Annotated in this window: 25 protein-coding genes; 17 read left to right on the top strand and 8 right to left on the bottom strand. The window is 44.3% G+C overall.

Annotated features, from left to right (window positions below; genetic code table 11):
- Nucleotides 1-27 precede the first annotated feature (27 nt).
- From KXJ80_RS13640 to serS, 5 genes are all read left to right on the top strand, one after another.
- Nucleotides 28-2766, top strand: coding sequence for a DNA translocase FtsK (locus KXJ80_RS13640; protein WP_218738657.1), 2739 nt, complete (start codon nt 28-30; stop codon nt 2764-2766).
- A 69-nt stretch (nt 2767-2835) separates the two neighbouring features.
- Nucleotides 2836-3456: an outer membrane lipoprotein periplasmic chaperone LolA gene (gene lolA / locus KXJ80_RS13635; protein WP_218738656.1), complete on the top strand. Its 621-nt coding sequence runs from the start codon at nt 2836-2838 to the stop codon at nt 3454-3456.
- Nucleotides 3457-3464: 8 nt separating this feature from the next.
- The gene (locus KXJ80_RS13630; protein ID WP_218738655.1) at nt 3465-4796 is read left to right on the top strand and encodes a replication-associated recombination protein A; all 1332 of its coding nucleotides are present in this window, start codon (nt 3465-3467) and stop codon (nt 4794-4796) included.
- A complete protein-coding gene (gene crcB, locus KXJ80_RS13625) occupies nt 4789-5163 on the top strand; it encodes a fluoride efflux transporter CrcB (protein ID WP_037418443.1) in 375 nt (124 codons plus the stop codon). Before KXJ80_RS13630 ends, crcB begins: the two co-directional genes overlap by 8 nt.
- A gap of 18 nt (nt 5164-5181) precedes the next feature.
- Complete coding sequence (gene serS / locus KXJ80_RS13620) at nt 5182-6468, top strand: serine--tRNA ligase (protein WP_037418445.1); 1287 nt, start codon at nt 5182-5184, stop codon at nt 6466-6468.
- A gap of 218 nt (nt 6469-6686) precedes the next feature.
- Here serS and eco read toward each other — a convergent pair whose 3' ends face one another.
- The gene (gene eco, locus KXJ80_RS13615; RefSeq protein WP_055647641.1) at nt 6687-7238 is read right to left on the bottom strand and encodes a serine protease inhibitor ecotin; all 552 of its coding nucleotides are present in this window, start codon (nt 7236-7238) and stop codon (nt 6687-6689) included.
- A gap of 515 nt (nt 7239-7753) precedes the next feature.
- Between eco and KXJ80_RS22425 the strand changes: the two genes are divergently transcribed.
- Genes KXJ80_RS22425 through KXJ80_RS13570 form a run of 9 tightly spaced genes read left to right on the top strand, consistent with a single transcriptional unit; the run spans nt 7754 to nt 16867 of the window.
- Nucleotides 7754-8929 carry a methyl-accepting chemotaxis protein gene (locus KXJ80_RS22425; protein ID WP_218738654.1) on the top strand — a complete coding sequence of 392 codons (1176 nt, stop codon included), beginning with the start codon at nt 7754-7756 and terminating at the stop codon, nt 8927-8929.
- A gap of 32 nt (nt 8930-8961) precedes the next feature.
- Nucleotides 8962-9327, top strand: a complete 366-nt coding sequence (locus KXJ80_RS13605) for a response regulator (protein ID WP_037429781.1) — start codon at nt 8962-8964, stop codon at nt 9325-9327.
- A 12-nt stretch (nt 9328-9339) separates the two neighbouring features.
- Complete coding sequence (locus KXJ80_RS13600) at nt 9340-9660, top strand: STAS domain-containing protein (RefSeq protein WP_052183980.1); 321 nt, start codon at nt 9340-9342, stop codon at nt 9658-9660.
- Nucleotides 9661-9686: 26 nt separating this feature from the next.
- The gene (locus KXJ80_RS13595) at nt 9687-11831 is read left to right on the top strand and encodes a chemotaxis protein CheA (RefSeq protein ID WP_256931142.1); all 2145 of its coding nucleotides are present in this window, start codon (nt 9687-9689) and stop codon (nt 11829-11831) included.
- Between the two features lie 25 nt (nt 11832-11856).
- A complete protein-coding gene (locus KXJ80_RS13590) occupies nt 11857-13797 on the top strand; it encodes a methyl-accepting chemotaxis protein (protein ID WP_218738652.1) in 1941 nt (646 codons plus the stop codon).
- 12 nt (nt 13798-13809) lie between these two features.
- Nucleotides 13810-14346 (top strand): chemotaxis protein CheW, encoded by a 537-nt coding sequence (locus KXJ80_RS13585; protein ID WP_037429777.1) that lies wholly within the window; start codon nt 13810-13812, stop codon nt 14344-14346.
- Nucleotides 14343-15170 (top strand): CheR family methyltransferase, encoded by an 828-nt coding sequence (locus KXJ80_RS13580; protein WP_080612388.1) that lies wholly within the window; start codon nt 14343-14345, stop codon nt 15168-15170. Before KXJ80_RS13585 ends, KXJ80_RS13580 begins: the two co-directional genes overlap by 4 nt.
- 1 nt (nt 15171) lies before the next feature.
- On the top strand, nt 15172-15780 hold the full coding sequence (locus tag KXJ80_RS13575) for a chemotaxis protein CheD (RefSeq protein WP_203433615.1): 609 nt from the start codon (nt 15172-15174) through the stop codon (nt 15778-15780).
- A gap of 19 nt (nt 15781-15799) precedes the next feature.
- Nucleotides 15800-16867 carry a protein-glutamate methylesterase/protein-glutamine glutaminase gene (locus KXJ80_RS13570; protein ID WP_037418477.1) on the top strand — a complete coding sequence of 356 codons (1068 nt, stop codon included), beginning with the start codon at nt 15800-15802 and terminating at the stop codon, nt 16865-16867.
- 44 nt (nt 16868-16911) lie between these two features.
- On the opposite strand, the gene efp is transcribed toward KXJ80_RS13570, so the two are convergent.
- From efp to KXJ80_RS13540, 6 genes are all read right to left on the bottom strand, one after another.
- Nucleotides 16912-17472, bottom strand: coding sequence for an elongation factor P (gene efp / locus KXJ80_RS13565; RefSeq protein ID WP_037418480.1), 561 nt, complete (start codon nt 17470-17472; stop codon nt 16912-16914).
- 44 nt (nt 17473-17516) lie between these two features.
- Complete coding sequence (earP, locus tag KXJ80_RS13560) at nt 17517-18701, bottom strand: elongation factor P maturation arginine rhamnosyltransferase EarP (RefSeq protein ID WP_099458024.1); 1185 nt, start codon at nt 18699-18701, stop codon at nt 17517-17519.
- A gap of 92 nt (nt 18702-18793) precedes the next feature.
- Complete coding sequence (fldA, locus tag KXJ80_RS13555; RefSeq protein WP_023265275.1) at nt 18794-19321, bottom strand: flavodoxin FldA; 528 nt, start codon at nt 19319-19321, stop codon at nt 18794-18796.
- Nucleotides 19322-19376: 55 nt separating this feature from the next.
- Nucleotides 19377-19649 carry a LexA regulated protein gene (ybfE, locus tag KXJ80_RS13550; protein WP_011072323.1) on the bottom strand — a complete coding sequence of 91 codons (273 nt, stop codon included), beginning with the start codon at nt 19647-19649 and terminating at the stop codon, nt 19377-19379.
- Between the two features lie 11 nt (nt 19650-19660).
- On the bottom strand, nt 19661-19882 hold the full coding sequence (locus KXJ80_RS13545; RefSeq protein ID WP_007648263.1) for a DUF2788 domain-containing protein: 222 nt from the start codon (nt 19880-19882) through the stop codon (nt 19661-19663).
- A gap of 101 nt (nt 19883-19983) precedes the next feature.
- Nucleotides 19984-20760: an alpha/beta fold hydrolase gene (locus tag KXJ80_RS13540; protein WP_218738651.1), complete on the bottom strand. Its 777-nt coding sequence runs from the start codon at nt 20758-20760 to the stop codon at nt 19984-19986.
- Nucleotides 20761-21054: 294 nt separating this feature from the next.
- On the opposite strand from KXJ80_RS13540, the gene seqA reads away from it, so the two are divergent.
- Both seqA and pgm read left to right on the top strand, forming a co-directional pair.
- Nucleotides 21055-21606, top strand: coding sequence for a replication initiation negative regulator SeqA (gene seqA, locus KXJ80_RS13535; RefSeq protein ID WP_218738650.1), 552 nt, complete (start codon nt 21055-21057; stop codon nt 21604-21606).
- 69 nt (nt 21607-21675) lie between these two features.
- Complete coding sequence (gene pgm / locus KXJ80_RS13530; protein ID WP_218738649.1) at nt 21676-23328, top strand: phosphoglucomutase (alpha-D-glucose-1,6-bisphosphate-dependent); 1653 nt, start codon at nt 21676-21678, stop codon at nt 23326-23328.
- A 121-nt stretch (nt 23329-23449) separates the two neighbouring features.
- On the opposite strand, the gene msrA is transcribed toward pgm, so the two are convergent.
- The gene (gene msrA / locus KXJ80_RS13525) at nt 23450-23929 is read right to left on the bottom strand and encodes a peptide-methionine (S)-S-oxide reductase MsrA (protein WP_037418505.1); all 480 of its coding nucleotides are present in this window, start codon (nt 23927-23929) and stop codon (nt 23450-23452) included.
- 278 nt (nt 23930-24207) lie between these two features.
- Here msrA and astE point away from each other — a divergent pair, with 278 nt between their 5' ends.
- On the top strand, nt 24208-25242 hold the full coding sequence (gene astE / locus KXJ80_RS13520; RefSeq protein WP_172587893.1) for a succinylglutamate desuccinylase: 1035 nt from the start codon (nt 24208-24210) through the stop codon (nt 25240-25242).
- Nucleotides 25243-25335: the final 93 nt, after the last annotated feature.

Below are 25335 nucleotides of genomic sequence, written 5' to 3'. Positions count from 1 at the left end.
CTGTTTCAATTTTATGGATTAAGTCGTTTGTCTCAAGGAAATAGTGTACGCACGCTCTCAGGCTTGCAGCGTCTGCTCGAAGGCGGACTCATCATTTGCTGTGTTGTAGCCACTTATATTTTGCTCGCTTTAGCCAGTTTCAGTCCCTCAGATCCGGGTTGGAGTCAGTCTCATTTTCAAGGTGATATCAATAACTGGACAGGGGCTGTTGGTGCTTGGATCGCCGATATCCTGCTGTATTTTTTTGGCGTGACTGCCTATATCATGCCAATTATTGTCGCCTCTACTGGTTGGCTGCTTTTTAAGCGCGCCCATGATTTGTTGGAAATCGACTACTTTTCGGTCGCATTGCGGATCATTGGTTTTCTGCTACTTATTCTTGGTTTTTCGGCATTAGCCAGCATGAACGCCAATAATATCTATGAGTTTTCCGCAGGCGGTGTAGCTGGTGATGTCATTGGCCAAGCGATGCTGCCATATTTTAATAAGTTAGGCACAACCTTATTGCTATTGTGCTGTTTAGGCTCGGGTTTTACGCTATTAACAGGGATCAGTTGGCTGACTGTGGTTGAAAAGGTCGGCTTTGTCTCAATCTGGTGCTACAAACAACTCAAACGTTTACCTCAGTCGTTAAAGCGTGAGCGAGAAACGGAAGATACTCGCGGTTTTATGTCTGTTGTGGATAAATTCCGTGAGCGTCGTGATTCGCAACATGTGCTTGATAAAGCAAAAATACGTCAACCAGATATAACACAAAGCCGCGTGATCCATACACGGGCGTTACCAGAAGAGCCCCGTGAAGAATTCATCACTGAAGCCAGCAGTGGTAAAGGTAAGTTATCTTCTTTGGTTAAAATTTTAAGTTTAAACAACAATAAAGCAAAAGCTGAACCTAAAGGCCAGCAACGCGTTGAGCCGCAACTTGATCCTGTCAGCGCGGTCGCTGAATACGGTCATTTTGAAGCACCACCTTGGGTAGCTAAAGCGCAAGATGCTGATTTGGACGAAGATGAAACCGATAACGGTTTCAATGCTCAGGTTTTCGACGACGATGAGGATGAACCAGTATTGCATCGCGAAGCTATCATTGATGAAGATGATGACATCTTAACGTTCAATGATGACGATGTGATCGATTTTGATACCAAAGCATCTACGGGTGCAGTAACTCAAGCGCAGCGTCAAAAGCAGGCTCCTAAGGCTAAGATTGTCGATGGCATTGTCGTTTTACCTGGTCATGAAAATAAACCTGTGCCGACTAAGCCAATGGATCCGCTGCCGAGCATCAGTTTGCTCGATGTGCCTGATCGCAAGAAGAACCCGATTAGTCCCGAAGAGTTAGAACATGTGGCACGTTTGGTTGAAGCTAAGCTTGCCGACTTTAATATTGTTGCCACTGTTGTGGGGGTCTATCCAGGTCCGGTGATCACTCGTTTTGAGCTTGAACTTGCGCCAGGTATTAAAGCCTCTAAGATTTCAAACCTTGCAAATGACTTAGCCCGTTCACTGCTGGCAGAGCGTGTCCGAGTCGTTGAAGTGATCCCAGGGAAATCTTACGTTGGCCTCGAACTGCCAAACAAGTTTCGCGAAACAGTGTATATGCGTGATGTACTCGACTGTGAAGCCTTTACTCAGAGCAAATCGAATTTAACTATGGTGCTTGGCCAAGATATCTCCGGTGAGCCTGTGGTGGTTGACTTAGGTAAAATGCCGCACTTATTGGTTGCTGGTACGACAGGCTCGGGTAAATCAGTCGGGGTGAACGTGATGATCACCAGCTTGCTGTATAAGTCTGGTCCTGAAGATGTTCGCTTTATCATGATTGACCCGAAAATGCTTGAGCTCTCGGTTTATGAGGGGATCCCGCATTTACTCTGTGAAGTCGTTACCGACATGAAAGAAGCGGCCAATGCGCTGCGTTGGTGTGTGGGTGAGATGGAGCGCCGCTACAAGCTAATGTCTATGATGGGCGTTCGTAACATCAAGGGATATAACGCGAAAATCGCTGAAGCTAAAGCCAATGGTGAAGTGATTTATGATCCTATGTGGAAATCGTCTGACAGCATGGAGCCAGAGGCACCAGCCTTAGATAAACTGCCTTCGATTGTGGTGGTTGTCGATGAATTTGCCGACATGATGATGATTGTCGGTAAGAAAGTGGAAGAACTGATCGCCCGTATCGCCCAAAAAGCCCGTGCTGCGGGTATCCATTTAATCCTCGCGACCCAGCGTCCGTCGGTGGATGTGATCACCGGCTTAATCAAGGCTAACATTCCGACGCGGATGGCGTTCCAAGTGTCTTCCCGTATCGACTCCCGTACCATTTTAGATCAGCAAGGTGCCGAAACCTTACTCGGTATGGGTGACATGTTGTACTTACCGCCCGGAACCGCAGTGCCAAATCGTGTCCATGGTGCCTTTATCGATGACCATGAAGTTCACCGTGTGGTAGCCGATTGGTGCGCCCGTGGTAAGCCACAATACATTGATGAGATCCTCAATGGCGTCAGTGAGGGTGAACAAGTGCTATTGCCGGGTGAAACCGCCGAATCCGATGAAGAATACGATCCGCTTTATGATGAAGCCGTTGCCTTCGTGACCGAAACTCGCCGAGGTTCGATTTCGAGCGTGCAGCGTAAATTTAAGATTGGTTATAACCGTGCAGCACGTATTATCGAACAAATGGAAATGCAGGGTGTGGTTTCGGCGCAGGGCCATAACGGTAACCGCGAAGTGTTAGCACCTCCGGCCCCAAAACACTATTAATGTTAAGCTAGATATCAGTTTGAACTTGCCATAATGCGGCGAGTTGAACTTTTAGTCCAAAGGATACCTATGAAAAAACTGTTGTGTGCTGTGTTGTTATCACCATTGTTATACAGCAATGCAGTGTTGGCCGATGATGCTAAGCAATTACGCGAAACCTTAAACGGCACGGAGTCCCTTAAGGCGGATTTTAAGCAAACCGTTACTGATGTGAATAAAAAAGTTATCCAAAGCGGTGCTGGCGTATTTGCACTTGCTCACCCTAATCAGTTTTATTGGCATTTAACGGCGCCCGATGAGTCTAAAATTGTCGCCGACGGTAAAGACTTATGGATCTACAACCCCTTTGCCGAGGAAGTTGTGATTATGGATTTTGCTGAAGCTATTAATGCATCGCCTATCGCTTTATTAGTTCACCGCGATGATGCTACTTGGTCACAGTATGCGGTGACGAAAAAACAAGATTGTTATGAGATCAAACCTAAGTCGATGGACGCTGGTATTTCTGCGGTTAATGTGTGTTTTAACAAAGGCACACTGAATAAATTTAATGTACTCGATGATAAAGGCAATCTGAGCCAGTTTGACTTAAGCAACCAACACACTATTAGTTCTGCTGATAAAGCGCTGTTTAAGTTTGTGTTGCCAGATAACGTTGATGTTGATGACCAACGTGTTAAATCCCAATAGGTTAGCGAGTGAGTAGTTTATCGTTTAATTTTGCGCCCGATTTTCGTCCTTTGGCCGCGCGTATGCGCCCAAGGACGATAGCTGAGTACATAGGTCAAGCCCATCTGTTGGGGGAAGGCCAACCACTACGCCAAGCATTAGAAGCGGGCCGTGCCCATTCGATGATGTTATGGGGACCGCCGGGCACAGGTAAAACGACCCTTGCTGAACTTATCGCCCATTATTCTAATGCCCATGTCGAACGTATTTCGGCGGTCACGTCGGGTGTAAAAGATATTCGCGCCGCCATTGAGCAAGCGCAAGCGATTGCTCAATCCCGTGGCCAACGTACCTTGTTATTTGTTGATGAAGTGCATCGCTTTAATAAGAGTCAACAGGACGCCTTTTTGCCCTTTATTGAAGATGGCACTGTGATTTTTATTGGGGCGACCACGGAAAATCCTTCATTTGAAATCAATAATGCCTTACTGTCGCGGGCACGCGTCTATCTTATCAAGCGCTTAAGCCAAGACGAGTTAGTGCATATCATCACCCAAGCCTTAACGGATGCCGAGCGTGGTTTAGGGCAGCGTCAGTTAATTATGCCAACGGATGTGCTCAATAAGCTGGCACAGTTATGTGATGGCGATGCGCGTAAGGCGCTGAACCTGCTTGAGTTGATGAGCGATATGGTGGCCGATGGTGGCAGTTTTACCACTGAAATGCTGGTTCAAGTCGCAGGCCATCAAGTGGCGGGGTTCGATAAAAATGGCGATCAGTTTTACGATTTGATTTCGGCTGTACACAAATCGATTCGCGGCTCGGCACCGGATGCCGCGCTCTATTGGTTTTGCCGCATTTTAGAAGGCGGCGGCGATCCGCTATATGTCGCCAGACGCTTATTAGCTATAGCCTCAGAAGATGTGGGCAACGCAGATCCTGCTGCCATGACCATTGCGCTCAATGCCTGGGATTGTTTTCACCGCGTAGGTCCTGCCGAAGGTGAGCGGGCGATTGCCCAAGCGATTGTGTATTTAGCCAGTGCGCCTAAAAGTAATGCCGTGTATACAGCCTTTAAAGCGGCGAGGGCGCTGGCGCGCGAAACGGGCCAAGAGGCCGTGCCTTATCATTTACGTAATGCACCCACAAAACTCATGGCGGAAATGGGTTTTGGCGCCGAGTATCGTTATGCCCACGATGAACCCAATGCCTATGCCAGCGGTGAGAATTATTTCCCCGAATCCTTACAAGCATCGCAATTTTATTTCCCGACTGAACGGGGATTTGAGAAGCGGATTAAGGACAAATTGGCGCAATTAGCGCAATTAGATCAAGCCAGTGGGAGAAAAAGGTATGAATAATCTCATACTTGTGGCCTTAGGTGGTTCCATTGGTGCGGTTTTTCGCTATCTTATTTCAATATTCATGATCCAAGTATTTGGCAGCAGTTTTCCTTTTGGTACACTGTTGGTCAATGTCCTTGGTTCATTTTTAATGGGCGTCATTTACGCACTGGGACAATTGAGTCATATCAGCCCAGAACTCAAAGCACTCATTGGTGTTGGCCTGTTAGGTGCTTTGACAACGTTTTCAACCTTCTCAAACGAAACTTTATTGCTGATGCAAGAAGGAGATTGGTTGAAGGCGGCTTTGAATGTGGTGTTGAACCTAAGTCTATGTTTGTTTATGGTTTACTTAGGTCAACAACTGGTTTTTTCTCGCATTTAACTATTAAGAATATATCACATGTTAGATCCTAAATTTTTGCGCAACGAATTAGCTGTGACCGCTGAGCGATTAGCTACCCGTGGTTTTATTTTAGATGTCGCTCATCTCACCCAATTAGAAGAAAAACGTAAGTCACTGCAAGTGGCAACGGAAGAGCTGCAAGCCTCGCGTAATGCTATTTCCAAGTCCATCGGACAAGCTAAATCCCGCGGCGAAGATGTGGATGCCATCATGGCGCAGGTAGGCGATTTAGGTGCGCAATTAGATGCGAAGAAAGTCGAGCTGGCCGCGGTACTTGAAGAAGTGAACGCGATTGCTATGTCGATGCCAAACCTGCCAGATGAGTCTGCGCCTATCGGTGCTGACGAGACTGAAAACGTCGAAATCCGTCGTTGGGGCACGCCACGCAGCTTCGATTTCCCTGTTAAAGATCATATCGATTTAGGTGAAGGCCTAAACGGTTTAGATTTTAAGAGCGCAGTGAAAATCACTGGCTCACGCTTTATCGTGATGAAAGGCCAAATTGCCCGTTTAAATCGTGCATTAGGGCAGTTCATGCTAGATCTACACACCACTGAGCATGGTTATACCGAAGCCTACGTGCCATTACTGGTTAACGAAGCAAGCTTATTGGGTACAGGCCAATTACCTAAGTTTGGTGAGGATTTATTCCACACAAAACCTGCGACCGAAGAAGGCCAAGGCTTAAGCCTTATTCCAACCGCAGAAGTGCCATTAACCAACTTAGTGCGTGATACCATCGTTGATGAAGATGAGTTACCCATTAAATTAACCGCACATACCGCGTGTTTCCGTAGTGAAGCAGGGTCTTACGGTAAAGATACCCGTGGCTTAATTCGTCAACATCAGTTTGATAAAGTGGAATTAGTACAGCTAGTTAAGCCAGAAGATTCAATGGCTGCACTCGAAGTGTTGACTGGCCATGCGGAAACGGTTTTACAACGCTTAGGCTTACCATATCGTACAGTGGTGCTTTGTACCGGTGATATGGGCTTTGGCTCAAGCAAGACCTACGATATTGAAGTGTGGTTACCTGGGCAAAACACTTACCGTGAGATCTCTTCATGCTCAAATATGAAGGATTTCCAAGCGCGCCGTATGCAAGCGCGTTACCGTGTTAAGGCTGATAACAAACCCGCATTATTACATACCTTAAATGGCTCTGGTCTTGCGGTAGGTCGTACCTTAGTTGCGATTTTGGAAAACTATCAAAATGCTGATGGTAGCGTGACAATCCCTGAGGCGCTGCGTCCATACATGGGCGGACTCACACAGATCGGTTAATTGACATAACACAATACCATGAATAAAGGTCAACGCTATCTTCGTTGGCTTTCCTATACTGCGGTCATCGCCATATTTTGCGCTGTGATGCTCGCAACCTTAGGTAAAGCTGTCTGGGTTGTGTTAGAAAACGTCAATTAGCACGACTCAATGTTAAGACTCAAAATGAAAAGGGATATCTGCAATAGATATCCCTTCTTTTTGATTTTATTACATGATTACTTTGAATATTGATACGCTGAATCAGCCTTCCACGTTCTAAAGCGCAGTTCTGCACCCTCGGGTAGATAAAACACCTTTGGTAAACGACTGTCATAACGCAGTGTTAATTCACTTGGGATCCTCAGAAATGCTTCTTTTTTGGCTAATTCAAAACAGGCCATCATAGTGCTTGGGCCTTCTGATATTTCATCGACCTGATAGTAGTTATAACCCCAACCTTCAACGGTGAGCTCTTTAAGCTGACCATTGAGTCCATGTTTATTGCAATCAACAAGTTGAGTTTGGCCTATTTGGATCTCGACCATGTAGTCTGCTTCATTCTCAAGCTTAGGTAATGTCAAAATATGTTGAACCATGCCTTTGTTGGGGGCAGGGAACATTTTAACGGCTTCCCCTGGAGCATAATTATTGGTGTTCATACGAGAAACATTAATCATTGGGGCATTAAGTCCTGTTGGATGAGGCGGACTGACAGCACTGGCATTAAAAGAAAGCAACGTAAAGGCCAGTGGTACTACCGCAAGATAACGCAATTGAGTTAATTTCATACATTTCTCCTTAAGACTTAAAAAGAGGTTGCTAGGATAATGGAACAACCATTCTACGGTACCTATAAACGGCTTACTTGCAAGAAAGGGTTATTTATGCAGGAAAATTTAAGCCCATGACTCATTTTCCTTAAGATCTTTATCTAGCATTCGGCTATAAAATCAATGAATTTTAGAGAGTTGAACTGTGTTTTTGAAAAATGGCGCATTCATAGAAAATTTTATAGTCTCGATGCTGTGGTTTGTTTGAGCTTAAAAACTGTTTAAAAAATAATACAACTTAGCAGACCGATAGCCATCAACTACTTACGATGTTCTTAATCCGAACGTCATTTCATCCCCAATGTTAAATTTATTGAGATAATTAGAGGCTTATTTAATTAAATCAGCCTTTTGTGTGATCTTGTTCAAGAAGTACTCAGAGTTTTGGCGTAATACGAAAAAAGCGACTACGTTTATTTGTAGGGAAAAGTTTCTTCCGTAACAACATAATAGAAATAAAAGAGACAGTAAAAATGACAAGCATGGAGCGCAATCTTTTTTCTACCACCACCTTGACCTTTATTGTTGGATCTATAGTCTTCTGCGGGCTCGTTTGGCTCTCCCATTGGTGGCTTGCAGGCTTATGTTTACTCTCATACTTGGGATTTGCTTGGGTGCTTCGGGCACAAATTCACAAATCGACTCATCTTTATCAATCTCGCCAACTCGCCTATGAAAAAGAGAAACGACATCATGTTGACCAACAAGTCGCCAAACTTGAGGCGATTATTTCCCGCTTAGTACCCGTTTGGCAGGGACATATCGTCTCTGTCGACCAACAAATGAACCAAAGCGTAGCCAATATGACGGAGCGATTTAGTTCAATTATCAGCGAAATCGAAAAAGTCACTAGTAATTCAACTGGGATCGCAGATCAACTCCACTCCCCAGCTATAGAAGACGACAAAGCTCTGCTAAAAGCATTATTTAATGACTTAAACCAGATGAATAGTGCCAAACTGCACCATTTAGAACAGTTAACCGCATTAGTTAACGATACCAAAGCACTTGATGGACTCGCAGCTGAAGTTAGAAAAATTGCCCAACAAACCAATTTATTAGCCTTAAATGCGGCAATTGAAGCCGCTAGAGCCGGAGAATCGGGGCGCGGCTTTGCTGTAGTGGCTGATGAAGTCAGAACCTTGTCAGCTCAATCAGGGCAGACAGGTGAACGGATTACTCAGCAAATAACTGAATTAAATCAACGTATGGCGGAGCTATACCAGCTGACCGATGCAGCTACTTTACAGGAAAGCCAAGCGCTAGAAGGTGGCGAGTCCATTCTCATCCGTGTAATTGACCACCTCGAAAATCGTACTTTGCAAATGAAAGATGAGGGTATTCAAGCATTAGAGCTTGGTCGGCAAGTTAAAAGAGAAATTGAGCAAATATTAGTGGATTTTCAATTTCAAGATCGCTGCGACCAAATGTTAAGACAGCTTGTCGCCAGTATTGATGAACTTACAGAGCTAATTCGTGTTCAACAGCAAGCGAGGGAAGCTGGTTTACCTATTCCTGAAGGTGATGTGGATTCCTTGCTTGCCATGATGAAGCAAAGGTATGTGGCGACCGAACAGCATATTCACCATAGTTCAAGAAAAGATAGCCATTATCAACATGCAGAGAAAAGTTCTATTAACTTCTTTTAGTTCACGTTTATAAAACAAGGATGGCCACTGAGATGAAAAGAATACTCGTAGTTGATGACTCTGCCTCTATCCGACATGTCGTCAGTATTGCGCTTAGGGGCGCAGGTTATGAGGTCATTGATGCCTGTGATGGTAAAGATGCACTGAGTAAACTCAATGGCGATAAAATTAATCTTATTATCAGTGACGTTAATATGCCAAATATGGATGGCATTAGTTTTTTAAAAGAAGTTAAAAAACATCCGCGTTATAAATTCACTCCAGTCATTATGCTCACCACCGAGGCGGGTCGGGATAAAATGGAAGAAGGGCGCATGGCGGGAGCTAAGGCATGGGTAGTCAAGCCTTTTCAACCACCCCAAATGCTTGATGCGGTAGCTAAACTTTGTTTACCGTAAAAGGGTTTGTGTATGCCAATCAATATCGCGCTAAAAGATCAATCTATTAAGGTTAACTTAACCGAAGAGTTAACTATCTATAGTGTTATGGAATTTCGTGATGCACTAGTCGGTCATTTGCAACCGGGTGTAGACATCAGTGTTGATCTTTCTCAAGTGACGGAGATCGATACCGCAGGGCTTCAGTGGCTTCTGGCGCTTAAAGTATTGAATGAGGCACATCGAGTAGAATTTTGTCACCACAGCAAAGCGGTAATAGATGCCCTCGCACTTTCGGGTTTGTCTGGCACATTTGACGATACCATAGTGATATCCTCGGAGACTCGCCTATGACCGCCAATGACGTACAAAAGTTATTTATGACCGAAGCGGAAGAACTACTGACAGAAATGGAAGATGCATTATTGTCATTAGAGGTCGACGCAGAAAGTACAGAATTAATAAATCAACTTTTTAGAGCAATGCACACGATAAAAGGTGCAGCGGGTATTTTTAATTATCGTGCCATCGTTGATTTTACTCATCCCATTGAAACGTCAATTGATAGGCTGCGCAAAAATGAATTGAAAATAGATAGTGCGCTTATAGCACTACTCCTTAAGTGTAAAGATCATACATGGGCGTTGGTCAATGCTGCGGTAGAGGAGGATGAGGCAGAGTTGAATACACTCTGCATTCAAAGTCAGTCAATTTTGGCCGAATTAGCGCAACATGAAAACCTTGAACCTTGTTACCCTCAGACTCTCGCCGCAGAGGCGATTACCCCAGAACGGATAGAAGGACATTATCTTGATACGGGCCATTGGCTTATATCACTGGATTTTAAAGCCGATGCACTACGTAATGGATTAGATCCATTAAGCTTTATTCGTTATTTGCATCAATTAGGTCAAGTGCTTGAAGTTATATGTTTAAGCCACAAGTTGCCGCCATTCGAAGAATGTGACTTCGAAAGTTGCTTTTTACACTATCGTATTATTTTTGCTGGAGATTGTACAAAAGAACAAATTGAGTCGGTATTTGAATTTGCCCAAGATGATTGCGATATACAGATTCTACCTTCACAAAAAATCTCCGAATCATTTCAAGCTCTGATTGAACAGCTGAATCCGTCTGAAAATCAGCGACTAGGTGAAATTCTGCTATCGATAGGCGCCATCACTGAAAGAGAACTCTCTAAATCACTCGATTTACAGTCTGGTAAGAGTGAAGACTGCACGACTAAAAAACTGGGCGAAGTGCTAATTGCAAACTTACTTGTCGATAAACCTGTGGTTGAGCAAGCCCTTAAAAAACAAATTCAAGCTCGAGAGCAGGCGCAAACTATTCGCGTTGATTCTAATCGTCTTGGCCAGTTAATTAATTTGGTTGGTGAGCTGGTGACGGCAAGTGCCGCGATGAAGGTGATGGTCGACCGTTACCAATTTCTCGATGCTAATGACCTAGTAGGATCGGTAGAACATCTGGTCCAAGAAATTAGAGAAAATGCCTTACAACTGCGTATGGTGCAGATAGGCGAAACCTTTTCACGTTTCCGGCGAGTAGTACGCGATGTCAGCAATGAACTAGGTAAACAAATTGAGTTAACCATTCAAGGGGGAGAGTCTGAACTCGATAAAATCGTTGTTGAAAAGATTAATGACCCTTTAACCCACCTCGTTCGCAATGCCCTAGATCACGGTATTGAACTTCCAGAGGCTCGTCTCAAGGCAGGTAAATCCGCTGAGGGACATCTGATGTTAAATGCCTACCATGATTCTGGACATATCGTTATTGAAGTCACTGACGATGGTGCTGGACTTGACCCTGAACGCATTAGAAGAAAGGCTGAAGCATTGGGGTTAATTGATGTAAACCAGATGCTTAGCCATTCTGAAATTTTGAAATTAGCCTTTGAACCAGGCCTCAGTACTAAAGATAAAGCAAGTAATCTGTCAGGAAGAGGTGTTGGTATGGACGTTGTTAAACGCAATATTGAAGCGTTACGCGGCTCAGTTGAACTCGATAGCGAGCTGGATAAAGGTACAAAAGTGACGATCACATTACCATTAACTCTTGCCATTATTGATGGTTTTATGGTTGGTGCTGCCAACGAAAACTATGTGATACCGCTGAATATGGTAGAAGAATGTGTCGAGCTCAATCGGGGCGAATGGCATGAGCAACAGAAGAATTACATCAGTTTGCGTGGGGAACTGATGCCTTTTATACGACTTAAAAGTTTTTTTAATATACCGAATTTAAATCAAAACCATACCCGTGAAAGCCTTGTTGTTGTTCGTTTTGGTCGAACTAAAGCAGGGATAGTTGTCGATAAATTATTTGGTGAACAGCAAACAGTGATTAAGCCCTTAGGGAAAATGTTTCAACATCTCAAGGGATTAAGCGGTGCCACTATTTTAGGAACGGGAGATATTGCCTTGATCCTTGACGTACAGGGTTTAATTACTGAAGCAAGTATTAGCGCCAAAAAATATCATCATGTAGCACTGATTGATGAATAGCCTATGTTGAAAAGGAATATTGACTATGTTTAAAAAACTGACGCTCAGCATGCAGATTTCTGGTGGTTATGCATTGGTGTTATTACTATTGATCGTGATTTCATTAGCCGCCTATTTTGGACTAACGAAAGCCATTAACGGTTTTAATGATTACCGCTCGTTGGCGCGCGACTCTAATATGGCTGGTCGCATCCAAGCTAATATGCTTACAATTCAAATACAGGCCTATGATTATATCTTTCAGAAGAATGAATCGGCTTATAAAGTATTCAATGAACGTAATGTTATTCTTAATGACATCATTCAAAAAGCGATGACGGAGATTAACGAGCCTGAATTGAGTCAACAACTTTCAGATATTCGCAAAGATATTGTTGATTACAATAGTTACTTTGAATCTGTAGTCAAATTGATTAAATCTCGCAATGATGAAGTTACCAACATGTTGGTTCCAAAAGGAACTGAAGTTGTAAAACTGATTTCTGACACTATGCATCAATCCTATAATAAAGGTCAGATTGATGTTGCTTATCGAGCAGGTTCTGTGCTCGAATCGATATTGACTGCTCGTTTAGCAGCATCTAAATTCCTTGAAACAAATTTAGATGCCGATTTACAGCAGGCGCTGATGGCTATTGATTTAGCTAAGGGAGAGCGTCTTTCTGCCTTAAAAACTGTGGCAATAGATCTAGATGCACAATCAAAATTATTACAATTTACCAGCAGCATTGACAATTATGCGTCTTCGTTAAAGTCAGTTTATAGCACTATTAGCGAAAGAAACGATATTGTGCAAAATCAACTCGACCGTATCGGTGCTGATGTTGCGCGCCAAACTGAAGATATCAAATTAACCATCCAAAAAAGGCAAGATGCCCTTGGTCCTATTGTTAAAGCACAGAATGAGCAGACCCTTACCACTGTTATTAGTGTATCTATCGCCGCTATTTTGATCGGCATTTTCTTGGCATGGTTTTTAGTGAAGTTAATTAAAAAACCGTTGGGCGGAGAACCTCGTGATATGGAAACGATTGCGCGCGCAATCGCTAACGGAGACTTAACGGTAGAGCTAAAACAGCGTGAAAATGCGACGGGGGTTTATAAGGCGATGATTGATATGATTGATAGCCTTACTTCTGTGATTGCTCAGGTTCGAAGTGGTGCAGATAATTTGTCTAGTGCTTCTTCACAGGTCAGTAGTACCGCACAAAGTCTAAGCCAAGGAGCAACAGAGCAGGCTGCTAGTGTCGAAGAGACGACCAGTGCCGTTGAAGAGTTAAATGCATCTGTCCAGCAGAACTCCGAAAATGCTAGGGTTACCAATAATATGGCAACGGTAGCCGCTGAAGAAGCACGACAAGGTGGAATAGCGGTAGAACAAACCGTTGCCGCAATGAAACAGATTGCGGCGAAAATTAGCCTAATAGAAGACATTGCATATAAAACTAATCTATTAAGTCTCAATGCGGCCATTGAGGCGGCCCGTGCTGGTGAACATGGTAAAGGCTTTACCGTTGTCGCCTCCGAGGTTAGAAAATTAGCTGAAAACAGCAGCTTAACTGCACAAGAAATTAATAAACTAGCCAGTGAAAGTGTTGGTATTGCTGAAAATGCTGGCCGCTTGATCGCTAATATTGTGCCTAATATTCAAAAAACATCTGATTTGGTTCAGGAAATTAGTTCCTCCTCTGAGGAACAAGCCATTGGGATCAGCCAGATTAATGACTCTATGTTACAGCTTGATAAAGCCACACAGCAGAATGCATCTGCGTCAGAAGAGTTAGCCGCGACATCAGAGGAGTTAAACGGTCAGGCTAATCAACTACTTGACGCAGTAGAGTTTTTTAAACTTGCCATCAGTAGTGAAAGATCTCATCAAGGTAAATCAACAGTAATGGCGGCTTCTGGGCGTAAGACAGCCAAAGCTAAGCAACATGTTGAACGTACCGATTTCGAACGATTCTGATAGGGGCCTATCATGAATCAATTAGTGAATGAGATGAAGGCCAATTCAGTGGGAGATATTACCCAATATCTTACCTTTCAGTCAGGGAATGATACCTTTGCAATTGGTATTTTAGATGTAAAAGAGATCATTGAAATTGAAGGCATTACGCGGGTGCCTATGATGCCAGAATTTTTGTGCGGTATTATTAATTTACGAGGTAAGGTCGTTCCTGTTATTGATTTGTCAAAAAGGCTAGGGCGTCTGACAACGGTCATCTCAAAAAAAAGTTGTATTGTATTGGTAGAAGTCAGTCACGAAGATGAGCAGCAAACCATTGGGATGTTAGTGGATGAAGTGAATGAAATCCTTGAAATTGATGATGAACATACACAGCCGCCACCGGATTTTGGTGCCGATCTCAGAGTTGACTTCATTCGCGCAATGGGGCGAGTTGGCGAACATTTTATGATATTACTTGATATCAATTATGTGCTGTCGGTGGCCGACATTAGTGCAATTAGCCAACTCAATTTTCATGCAGCTGATGCCACTGATGAAGCACTATGAAGTCCTCACCGTTGCCGCTTGAACATACCGCCTTAACGCAAAGGGAATTTGAACATATCCGGCAATTTTTGTATGAGGAGGCCGGTATATTCTTGAGCGACATTAAAAAATCATTGGTGGCTAGTCGATTATGTCGACGCCTAAAAGAAACTGGTTATGAAAACTATGGAGATTACTTTGAGTTCGTCAAAAAACACTCTGAACATATTGAATATCATCATTTTATAGATGCTTTGACGACCAATGAAACATTCTTTTTTCGTGAAATAGAGCATTTTGAATTTGTTAAACACCTAATAAAAACACATCCACAAAAAAAAAGCTGGCAGGTATGGTCAGCAGCGTGTTCATCTGGAGAGGAGGCTTACAGCTTGGCCATGCTGTTGGCGGATCATTTAGGGATTGATGGTCACTGGCAAGTGCAGGGGTCTGATATTAGCCAGCGGGTGCTAGCGAAGGCTGAAATGGCACATTATCCCCTTGAACGTAATGACGCCATCGGCTTTGAGAGATTACAGAAGTATTGCTTAAAGGGGGTGGGTAAGCAAAACGGTACATTTTTAATTGACCAAAGCTTAAAGAGTAAAGTTAGCTTTTTTGCGATGAATCTGACTCAATCCTGTGAAAGTGTCGGAATGTGCGACTTAATCTTTATTCGTAATGTAATGATTTATTTTGATGCTGAGTCTAAGCAAAGGGTCATAAACCATGTAATAAAGCAGTTGAAAGTCGGTGGTTATTTGTTTATTTCACATACCGAATCCTTAATGCACGTAAAACATGGGTTAAAGCAGATTAAACCTTCTATATATCAAAGGATTTGATGTGGAAAAGACAGCCTTAAATCAAAGAACAGTAATCATGATTGGCCCTGGTGAGCATTATGTGACGGCGAAAAACGAAGTCATAAAGACATTATTGGGCTCATGTGTGGCAGTATGTTTATTTGATCCCAAGGCCCAGATCATTGGAATGAATCACTTTTTATTGGCTGCTGATCGGCGCAAGCTTACACATTTTCTTGATTCTCGCGCAGGTTACTATGGTGTTCATGCCATGGAGATCTTAATTAATGCCATGCTAAAGTTAGGAGCACAGCGGCAATATTTGCAGAGCAAAATATTTGGAGGCGCGAATGTTTTATCTTTGTGTGCTGACAATATCCTTAATCACTATGATATTGGCGGGATGAATATTGATTTTGTTAGACAGTTTCTACAACGTGAACGAATCCCTGTTATTAGTGAAGATCTTGGAGGCCATTCTGGTCGAATAATTTATTTCGATCCGTCGGATTATTCGGTCTATCGCAGTTTAATCGAGAATAAATATGAAGAAATTGCGTCACTTCAGGATGAAGAATACCGATATTTTAATCAAGCGAGTGAAGATATGCGTACCTCTAATAACTCGGTGGTGATTTGGTCGGATTAACAAGACTTAAGGGGGCTTTGTGATTAATGTCGCCATAGTCGATGACTCAGCAGTTGTCAGACAAGTGCTCAGCAGCATGTTATCTAACCAGCCTGATATTACCTTATTAGGCTGTGCTCGGGATCCGTTGTTTGCGCTTAAATTATTTGAACAGCAATGGCCCGATGTCATTATTCTTGATATTGAAATGCCAAGAATGGATGGCATTACTTTCTTAAAAAAAGTGATGGCTGAAAGGCCAACCCCTGTTGTGATTTGCTCAACACTCACTGAGCAAGGTGCTTCAGTGACTATTGCTGCACTTGCCGCGGGAGCGGTTGATATCATTACTAAACCTAAATTAGGATTGAAGGGATTTTTGGAGGAATCACAAGCCCGTTTACTCCAGTCCGTGCGTGCTGCAGCTAAAGCCTCAGTATCAAAATTGCGTGTTAATACCCCTACAAAAATGCCTGTCGCCGCGAAACATAACGCCGATGTAGTGTTAACATCAACAAACCATGCGCTACATCAAACGACGGATCGGGTTGTTGCACTCGGAACTTCAACGGGTGGAACCCATGCACTTGAGTGCGTGTTAACGGCATTGCCACGCACAAGTGCCGGTATTGTTGTTGTCCAACATATGCCAGAGCATTTTACGGCGGCCTTTGCTAGTAGGTTAAATAGTTTATGTGAAATGGAAGTAAAAGAAGCCGAAGATAACGATAGAGTGATGCCGGGTCTTGTGCTCATTGCTAACGGCGGCAAGCACATGCTGCTACAACGTAGTGGTGCTCAATATCGTGTTCAGCTTAAGGACGGACCGTTGGTCAGTCGGCATCGCCCCTCGGTTGATGTGTTGTTTCGTTCAGTCGCTAATGCTGCGGGTAAAAATGCCCTAGGCATAATTATGACTGGTATGGGGGACGATGGTGCTCGGGGTTTGCTAGATATGCATCATGCTGGAGCCACAACATTAGCACAGGATGAAGCCAGTTGTGTGGTTTATGGTATGCCAAAAGAGGCTGTTAAGCTCGGCGCAGTCAGTCGGCAGGTTGCTTTAAGCAATATTGCTGAGGAAATTATTGCGTTTACCAAAGAATAAAAAAGCCAGTGCGGACACTGGCTTTCTCTGGCGAAAAAAGGCGGTTATACGCGCTTTTTAAATTCGCCAGTACGGGTATCGATTTCAATCTTGTCGCCAACTTTCACAAAGTCAGCCACGCTGATAGTGCCGCCACCAGTGATAGTGGCTGGCTTCATTACTTTACCTGAAGTATCACCACGAGCTGATGGCTCAGTGTAGATCACTTCACGTACGATAGTGGTTGGCATTTCAACAGAAATTGCTTTGCCTTCGTAGAAAGTCACTTGGCAAGTTTCTTCCATACCGTCAACGATGTAAGCTGCTGCATCACCTAAGTTTTCAGCTTCTACGTCGTATTGGTTGTATTCTGCATCCATGAATACATACATAGGATCAGCAAAGTAAGAATAAGTACAATCCAGACGATCTAGGATAATATCGTCTAACTTATCTTCACCTTTAAAAGTGGTTTCAGTACCAGAGTTAAGCAGTAAGTTTTTCAGCTTTAACTTAACGATGGCAGCGTTACGGCCAGAACGAGTTGTTTCTGTTTTCTGTACAACCCATGGGCTGCCTTCAAACATGATCACGTTACCAGGACGGATTTCATGAGCAGTTTTCATTACACAATTTCCTATATGTCGATTTTCTATATCAGCGCAGCATCTTAGCTTTTTTTCACAAATTGGACTAGCCGAGTTGCAAGATCTGCAGCATTTATTGCGTCAATTGGCCATTCTTTAGCATGTTGTAAGAGTGGCAAACAGACTGGATTTAGGTTTTGCCAGTGAGTTTTCACGGCGGATTGCTCTCCTTGGTTAAATGCAACGTTCAATTTAGACCAAGTGTCAGCAATATCAGGGGGCAGATTATCGCAGTAAAGTCGAATAAAAGCTTCTAATTTTATTAGATGATAATCATCTTCTTGCGGATAAATATGCCAAATAAAAGGTTTTGCCGCCCATTGGGCCCGTAAGAAGCTATCTTCACCGCGGACAATATTAACGTCGCAGCTCCATAGTAGGCGGTCAAATCCCTGTTGATCGGTCATCGGCAAGATATGCAGGGTTAAATCCCCCAGTTTAATTTGCTGCCCAGGTATTAATTCCTCTATAGGGCAGGGCAATATGTGCTGCAAACTGTTTAAGCTGCGGCCTTTGGGGATAAGGGCGTGAATTTTTGCATCGCGTTTGGCCGTGGCTTGCCAGAGTTCACATAAGGCTGGGAGCGACTCGGTTTCATAACTAAAGACGCTATAGACAGTATCTTGCGCTTTAATATCCTTAAGACCAAGACGGTCAAATAATTGCAGCTTATTGGCACTATCCTGTTGCCATGCATCGCGCTCGGCAAATAGCTCTCGCTCACAAATCAGTCCACCCGTCTTAGGTGTAAAGCCCGGGAAAAAGAAATACTTTCTAATGCCGCTTGCCTGCATCGAGGGTAAACCATGGCAGCCATCGACCCAATCTTCTGCGCTTAAATACTCTAAATTAAGCCATAAAGGCACAGATTTTGGTGTTTTAATGTGCAGTTCAGCAAGTTGTTGCTTCACTACATCGGGTAGTTCGCAGGCGAAGGCTTCAATTAACACTTCGCCTGGCTCATATACCAAAGGTAAGGGCGTAGTCCAATGAAGGATAGTCACGCCATGAAAAATCTGGCAAGTGAGGTTAGGGTCAAGGGTCGGTAAAATATGCGAAAAACTGTTTAAGTCATCGACCCAAAGCTTAATTGGGATCTGATATTCATTGACTAACTGTTTGGCTAAACGCCAAGTAACGCCAATATCACCGTAGTTATCGACGACAGTGCAGAAGATATCCCAGTGGGGATGTTGGGGAGCTACCATTGGAAATATCGCTTTCATTTACGTGGATAACAAATGTAAAAAAAGCGGCATTGGGCCACTTTTTTTACAGAGCTCACTCGATGAAACTAGGCTTAGTCTTCGAGTTCTGCTAAACACATTTCTTCGTAGATTTGCTTAACCCAAGCGTCAACACGCTCTTCGGTCAGCTCTGGTTGACGGTCTTCGTCAATCCCTAAACCGATGAAGTGATCGTCATCCACTAAGCCTTTAGAAGCTTCGAAGTTGTAACCTGCAGTAGGCCAATGTCCAATGATAATACCACCACGGGCTTGAACAATATCGCCAATCATGCCCATGGCATCGAGGAAATATTCCGCGTAGTCTTCTTGATCACCACAACCGAAAATAGCAACCAGTTTGTCTGTAAAATCAATCTGTTCTAACTCAGGAAAAAAGTCATCCCAGTCACACTGTGCTTCACCATAATACCAGGTTGGGATACCGAACAGCAGCAGGTCGTATTCTGCGATCTGTTCTTTGGTACTTTTGGCGATATCTTTCACCTCAACCATTTTCTTACCCAATTTCTTCTGGATCATCTTGGCGACAGCTTCGGTGTTGCCTGTGTCGCTACCGAAAAAAAGACCTACAGTTGCCATTGTCTATCCTTTATGTCTAGTTCACTTATACGTTAATCTTGCTGCTATCGATTGCTCAGCATTCTATTTTTTGCTGAAGAATTAATTCGATTAACTGGCTTCGGCTGATGTTACTGGCCAATGCCCGCTCATTCAAGGCGTCATATAAATCTTGTGACACCTTTAACTCTATTCGCTTTAATCCTTTGGCTTTATCCCGCTGGATCTGGTTGCGCTTATTGACCTTAAGTTGCTGGCTACGGGACAAAGGATTGCTACGTGGGCGTCCCCGTCGCTTTTCATTGGCAAAAAGGTCAATGGTCGTTCTATCTGTTGCTTCTTTTGCCATGTTCTTATTGTTTAACCGATGCCTGAACCTTCCCAAGACATCTGGATAATACCTTTTGCAATAAACCCGGCGCAGCCGAGAAATAACACTAACCAAACAATAAATCGACCGAATTTCGGTACGTTACCTTGTTTTAGCACATCGTGGATGGCCATGCCGATAAAGAAAAATATCGCGGCAAAAAACAGGTTCAAGCCGATGGTCTCAATTTGTTCCATGTACTGAGATAACATACTTTCTTAGTCCTCTAGAGTGTTCTAAGGCTAAAAGAGGCGCGAATATATCACATCAACAAGGTGTCGGCTATATGATTTAGGTCGAGAATCGTTGTCATTTACACCGTGTGTTTGTCAATAAATTCAGACACAATCCGGTTAAAAATGGTAGGTTTTTGCGCATGTAACCAATGGCCACACCCTTCAAGGGTTTTTGCTTGTGCCAATGGGAATTGTGTCATGATGGCATTTCTATGTTCACCAGTGACATAGTTTGAGTCTCCTCCGCGGATAAAGAGGCTGGGGCCGTGGTAAGTTTGGCGCTTTTCTTCTACAAGATTATGCCAACCAATAATATTGGGATAACACGCTTTTAAGCCGCTTAAATTCATTTTCCAACGAAAGCCTGTCTCAGTCCGTTGCAAATTTTTGAGAAGAAATTGGGCTGTCGCTTCATCAATGCCGCTATGGGTTAAATGGGCCAAGGCAAAACGGCGATCGGTGTGGCCTTCAAGTGGCAAACTTTCGAGTGCGGCAAATACCACATCATGGCGTGGCTGATAAGCAACTGGTGCAATATCAGCGGCAACCATGCTGATGATGCGTTCTGGATAGGCTAGGGCCGTTGCCATGGCAATTTTCCCACCCATGGAATGCCCCACAATATGCACGCGCTCAAGCTTGAGATCATCGAGTAAATCCACCATCGCTTTCGCTAAGCTTGGGTAATCCATCTGTTGCCAATGTTCACTTAAGCCGTGATTAGGTACATCAACGCGGATGACTTGATGATGGGGTTCGATAACTTGACCTAAGCCTTTAAGATTATCTAAATTGCCAAAGAGACCATGGATAAGGAGGACCGCTTCTCCTTGACCAGAAGATACAAAATTCATGGAATAGCCTGTGCTATGGTACTTAACGTTGCGCGAATTGTGCCTTCAATGCGTTAAGTTTGACAAGTTTTGTGGCGGTTTTGAAATTAAGAACCTTCAACTTGCTGGCTTTTTCAGCGATTAACATCGTTGTGCCAATTTGATGTGCGATTTCACGCATTTTTAGATTAATGATGCTTTATCAGATTGATAGAGATAGATACACTGAGGCAACGATCGCACAGATCCTTTGCTAGGATCGCCTGTGGTGCACTTTTTCGGTAAGCCTATCGAATAACAAAGGATAATAAGGTTATGAAATACATCGAAGTGGATGAAGAGCTCTATCGTCATATTGCCAGCAAAACGGAACGTATTGGTGAGAGTGCCTCTGATATTCTCCGTCGATTACTCGGCCTGTCCGTCGATGCGGTTGAACAGTCACAGCCACAGTCTATCAGCCAACCGAGTTTAGAGGTGGTAACGCCTGAGCCACAGAGCGTTCCGCAAGTAGAAAGCTTCGAGTCTGTCACCGATTTTAATCAATTGGTTGATGAACATAAGTTAGAACAACAAAAAGGCGCGGTGGGCCGCTTCTTATTTTTGCTCGAGAGCTTGTATCAACTTAACAAAGCTCAGTTTTCGCAAATTTTACAGATCCAAGGGCGCGATCGTCTCTACTTTGCGCGCTCTCGTGAGGAGTTACTCAAGGCTAGCGCCACCGCAAATCCGAAGGAAATCGGTAATACCGGATTTTGGGTAACAACCAACAACAATACTGCAAAAAAACGGACAATTTTAGCCGAGGCCTTGGTGCAATTTGGCTGTGATGCCCAAATCGCCAACGGCATTGCCGAACGCGTATAACGACTTATCGACGCCGCAATGATGCGGCGTTTCCATTTAATAACCGATTTTCCAGTAGGAGAGGATCAGGTGGCAATACATCAACGGGCAGGACAAACCGCGAGTCAGACGGATCTGGTGAATATTCCAAAGCTGATGAGCCATTATTACAGCATCAAACCCAATGTGGATGCTGCCGAGCAGCGTGTGACATTCGGGACCTCAGGCCATCGCGGAACAGCATTTCTGGGGAGCTTTAACCAAGACCATATTTGGGCGATTACCCAAGCCGTTGTCGATTATCGCCAATCGGTGAATATCGAAGGCCCGCTGTTTTTAGGTATCGATACCCACGCTTTATCTTATGCGGCTTACGTGTCGGCGATTGAAGTGTTAGCGGCCAATAAGGTGACTGTGCATATCCAGCAACATGATGGTTTTACGCCAACGCCAGTGGTATCGCATGCGATTATTTGTGCAAATCGCGAGGCGGCACTAAGTGGTGCCGCGTTAAGCGATGGTTTGATTATTACGCCATCCCACAATCCACCGCAGGATGGTGGGATTAAATACAATCCACCCCATGGTGGCCCTGCTGAAGGTAATATCACTGCGTGGATTGAGTCCCGCGCTAATGATTACCTGCGCGCAGCGCTCAAGGGCGTTAATAAGCTCGCTTATGCAGATGCATTAGCTTCGGGTTATGTGCATGCCATTGATTTAATCACGCCCTATGTGACGGATTTAGACAATGTCGTCGATATGCATGCTATCGCTAAGGCTAAACTTAAGCTGGGTGTCGATCCATTAGGCGGCTCGGGGATTCATTATTGGGCACCGATTGCCAAGCACTATGGCATTGATATCACTTTAGTTAACGATAAGGTCGATCCAAGCTTCAGCTTTATGTCATTGGATAAGGACGGCAAGATCCGCATGGATTGCTCTTCTCCCTATGCGATGGCAGGTTTACTGGCCCATAAAGAATCCTTCGATTTATGTGTGGGTAACGATCCTGACTACGATAGACACGGCATCGTGTGTCCGGGCACCGGGCTGATGGACCCCAACCACTATTTAGCAGTAGCGATTGATTATCTGCTGACCCACAGACCAGAGTGGAGCGATAGCTTCGCCATTGGTAAGACATTGGTATCGAGCGCGCTTATCGATAAAATCTGTGCCTTCCATGGCAAAAAATTGCTTGAAGTCCCCGTTGGCTTTAAGTGGTTTGTCGATGGATTAGCCGAGGCAACCATTGCGTTTGGCGGTGAGGAGAGTGCGGGCGCCGCGTTCCTGCGCCGTGATGGCACGACTTGGTGTACTGACAAGGACGGTTTTATTTTAGTGCTGCTCGCAGCCGAAATGCTTGCGGTCACAGGTAAAACGCCGGGGCAACGCCATCAAGAATTAGTGGCGCAATTTGGTCAAAGCTTCTACAAGCGTATCGACAGCCCAATTAGCCTTGAGAACAAAGCCAAATTTGCCAAGCTTAATGCCGAGACCTTAAACGCCACTACGCTGGCGGGTGAGAACATTGAGGCTGTATTGACCCATGCACCTGGCAATAATGCTTCAATTGGTGGCATTAAAGTGACCACGGCCAATGGTTGGTTTGCTGCGCGGCCATCGGGCACTGAGGCGTTATTCAAGATTTACGGTGAGAGCTTTATCAGTGAGCAACATCTTGCCGATATTATTAAGGACGCACAAGCCCTGATCGATAAGGCCCTCAGCGCCTGATTTAGCGTTTACGCATTCTTTTTACCGATAAAAAAACGCACTCATCGAAATCCTATGAGTGCGTTTTTATTTGCAGCGATTGTAAGGTCAAATTATTCAGGTTTGAGCTGAATCGCTAAGCTTAGTACTCGATATGGCAACTTGGTAAGTTATTCTTATCGATATAGTTTTGGTGATATTCCTCAGCCACATGGAATTGCTGTAACGGCACAATCTCAGTGACGATATGACGCAATCCCCAACGACCTGAACGGGCAAAGGCCAGTTTTGAGGCTTCTGCCGCCGCTTTTTGCTCACGATCATGGAAGAAAATGGTACTGCGGTATTGAGTACCAATATCGCCGCCCTGCATATTGAGCGTGGTCGGGTTGTGGTTTTTCCAAAACACATCCAGTAGCTCGTCGTAGCTGACAATCGCAGGGTCAAATTCTACTTGCACGACTTCAGCATGGCCTGTCTTACCTTTTTTGACTTCCTCATAGGTGGTCGCTTCGTTATTGCCACCCATATAGCCGCAGGTCGCGTTGGTCACGCCGTTGACTTGTCTAAAGAAATACTCCACGCCCCAAAAACAGCCGGCACCGAAAGTTGCTAACGCCATGATAAATCCTGATAGAAGTCTAGATGGCTAAGGATTGTGATAAAACTCATGCCTAAAAGCAAGTGTGTCGACAAAATTAATCCTATGTCGACCAAATGCGGCTAAGATGCTGTTGTTTTGCCGCGAAATGCGCTTGTTTGACCAGAATGACAGAGTAACGGCCCAAAAACTTGTGTTAGTATGGATGCGCTTTTTAAGGCGGGTAGCGATAAGTGCCATGAAACAGGCAGTTATTGCCATCACTCCCGTCTTTAACACGCTATTATAAGGAGAATTCTGTGTTACAAGCTCTGTTAGATTCGAAGGATTTTCTCGCGCTGACCCTCGCTAATCCTGAAACCCTCGGAGATGAGTTTAGTTTCGCCTTAGGGGAACATACTCGAGTCGAGGTGTGGGACACGGGCGTCATCGTTTTTGAGCCTGCACAAGCCCAAGGTAAGGATGTCATTCTCTCCTGCGGTGTCCACGGCAATGAAACCGCCCCCATCGAACTCTGCAATACCTTAATCAAACAGCTTCTCCAACAAAAAATCATCGCCAAACAACGCACGCTCTTTCTTATTGGTAACCCTTTAGCGATTAATAACGGCACTCGCATTATCGACGAGAACATGAATCGTCTGTTTAGTGGCGAGCATTCAAATCCACCGGGATTAGTGAATCCTGAGCGGGTGCGGGCGAAAAAATTAGAAGCCTATGTTGACCGCTTCTTTAAGGGCGCAGCCTCAGGGCGCCAGCGAATTCACTACGATTTACACACGGCGATGCGGGCGTCAAAACACGAAAAGTTTGCGATTTATCCCTATCGTCCCGGCCGTGCTTACAGCGCCGAGCAAATCATGTTTTTAGCGGCCAGTGGCGTCGATACTGTGTTATTTCACCATGAGCCGACAACCACCTTTAGCTATTTTTCCTCCGAGCAGTATGGCGCCGATGCCTTTACCATTGAATTAGGTAAGGTGTATCCCATGGGCCAAAACGATATGACGCGTTTTATTGCCGCCCAAGAGATGTTTATGCGCCTTATCACAGACAAACCCTTAGCGCTTGAGCCATTCTCAGCAGATAAGGTGAATCTGTATCAAGTGTGTCGGGTGATTAACAAACATTTTGATGATTTTGAATTTACCTTCGCGACCGATGTCGAAAACTTCCGAGCGTTCCCTAAAGGCTTTGTATTGGCCCGAGAGGGTGGGCAGGAAATTAAAGTCGAACAGGAATTTGAAGCGATTGTCTTCCCCAATGCCAAGGTGCCCATCGGCAATCGCACTGTGATTTGCCTGATCCCTTCAGTCGCGCCAGATGTTCGCTAGTTTTGTAAAGCATTATATACATGCCCACAGGGGATTAGTTGTCGTTTGAACTGTGCCAACGGTTGATAGGTAGTTTACGTTAACGTAATGTTC

Origin of the sequence: Shewanella xiamenensis, assembly GCF_024971755.1 — a bacterium.
Classification (GTDB): domain Bacteria; phylum Pseudomonadota; class Gammaproteobacteria; order Enterobacterales; family Shewanellaceae; genus Shewanella; species Shewanella xiamenensis.
The sequence above is the reverse complement of the archived record's forward strand: the minus strand, read 5'-3'. Positions and strand labels throughout refer to the sequence as shown.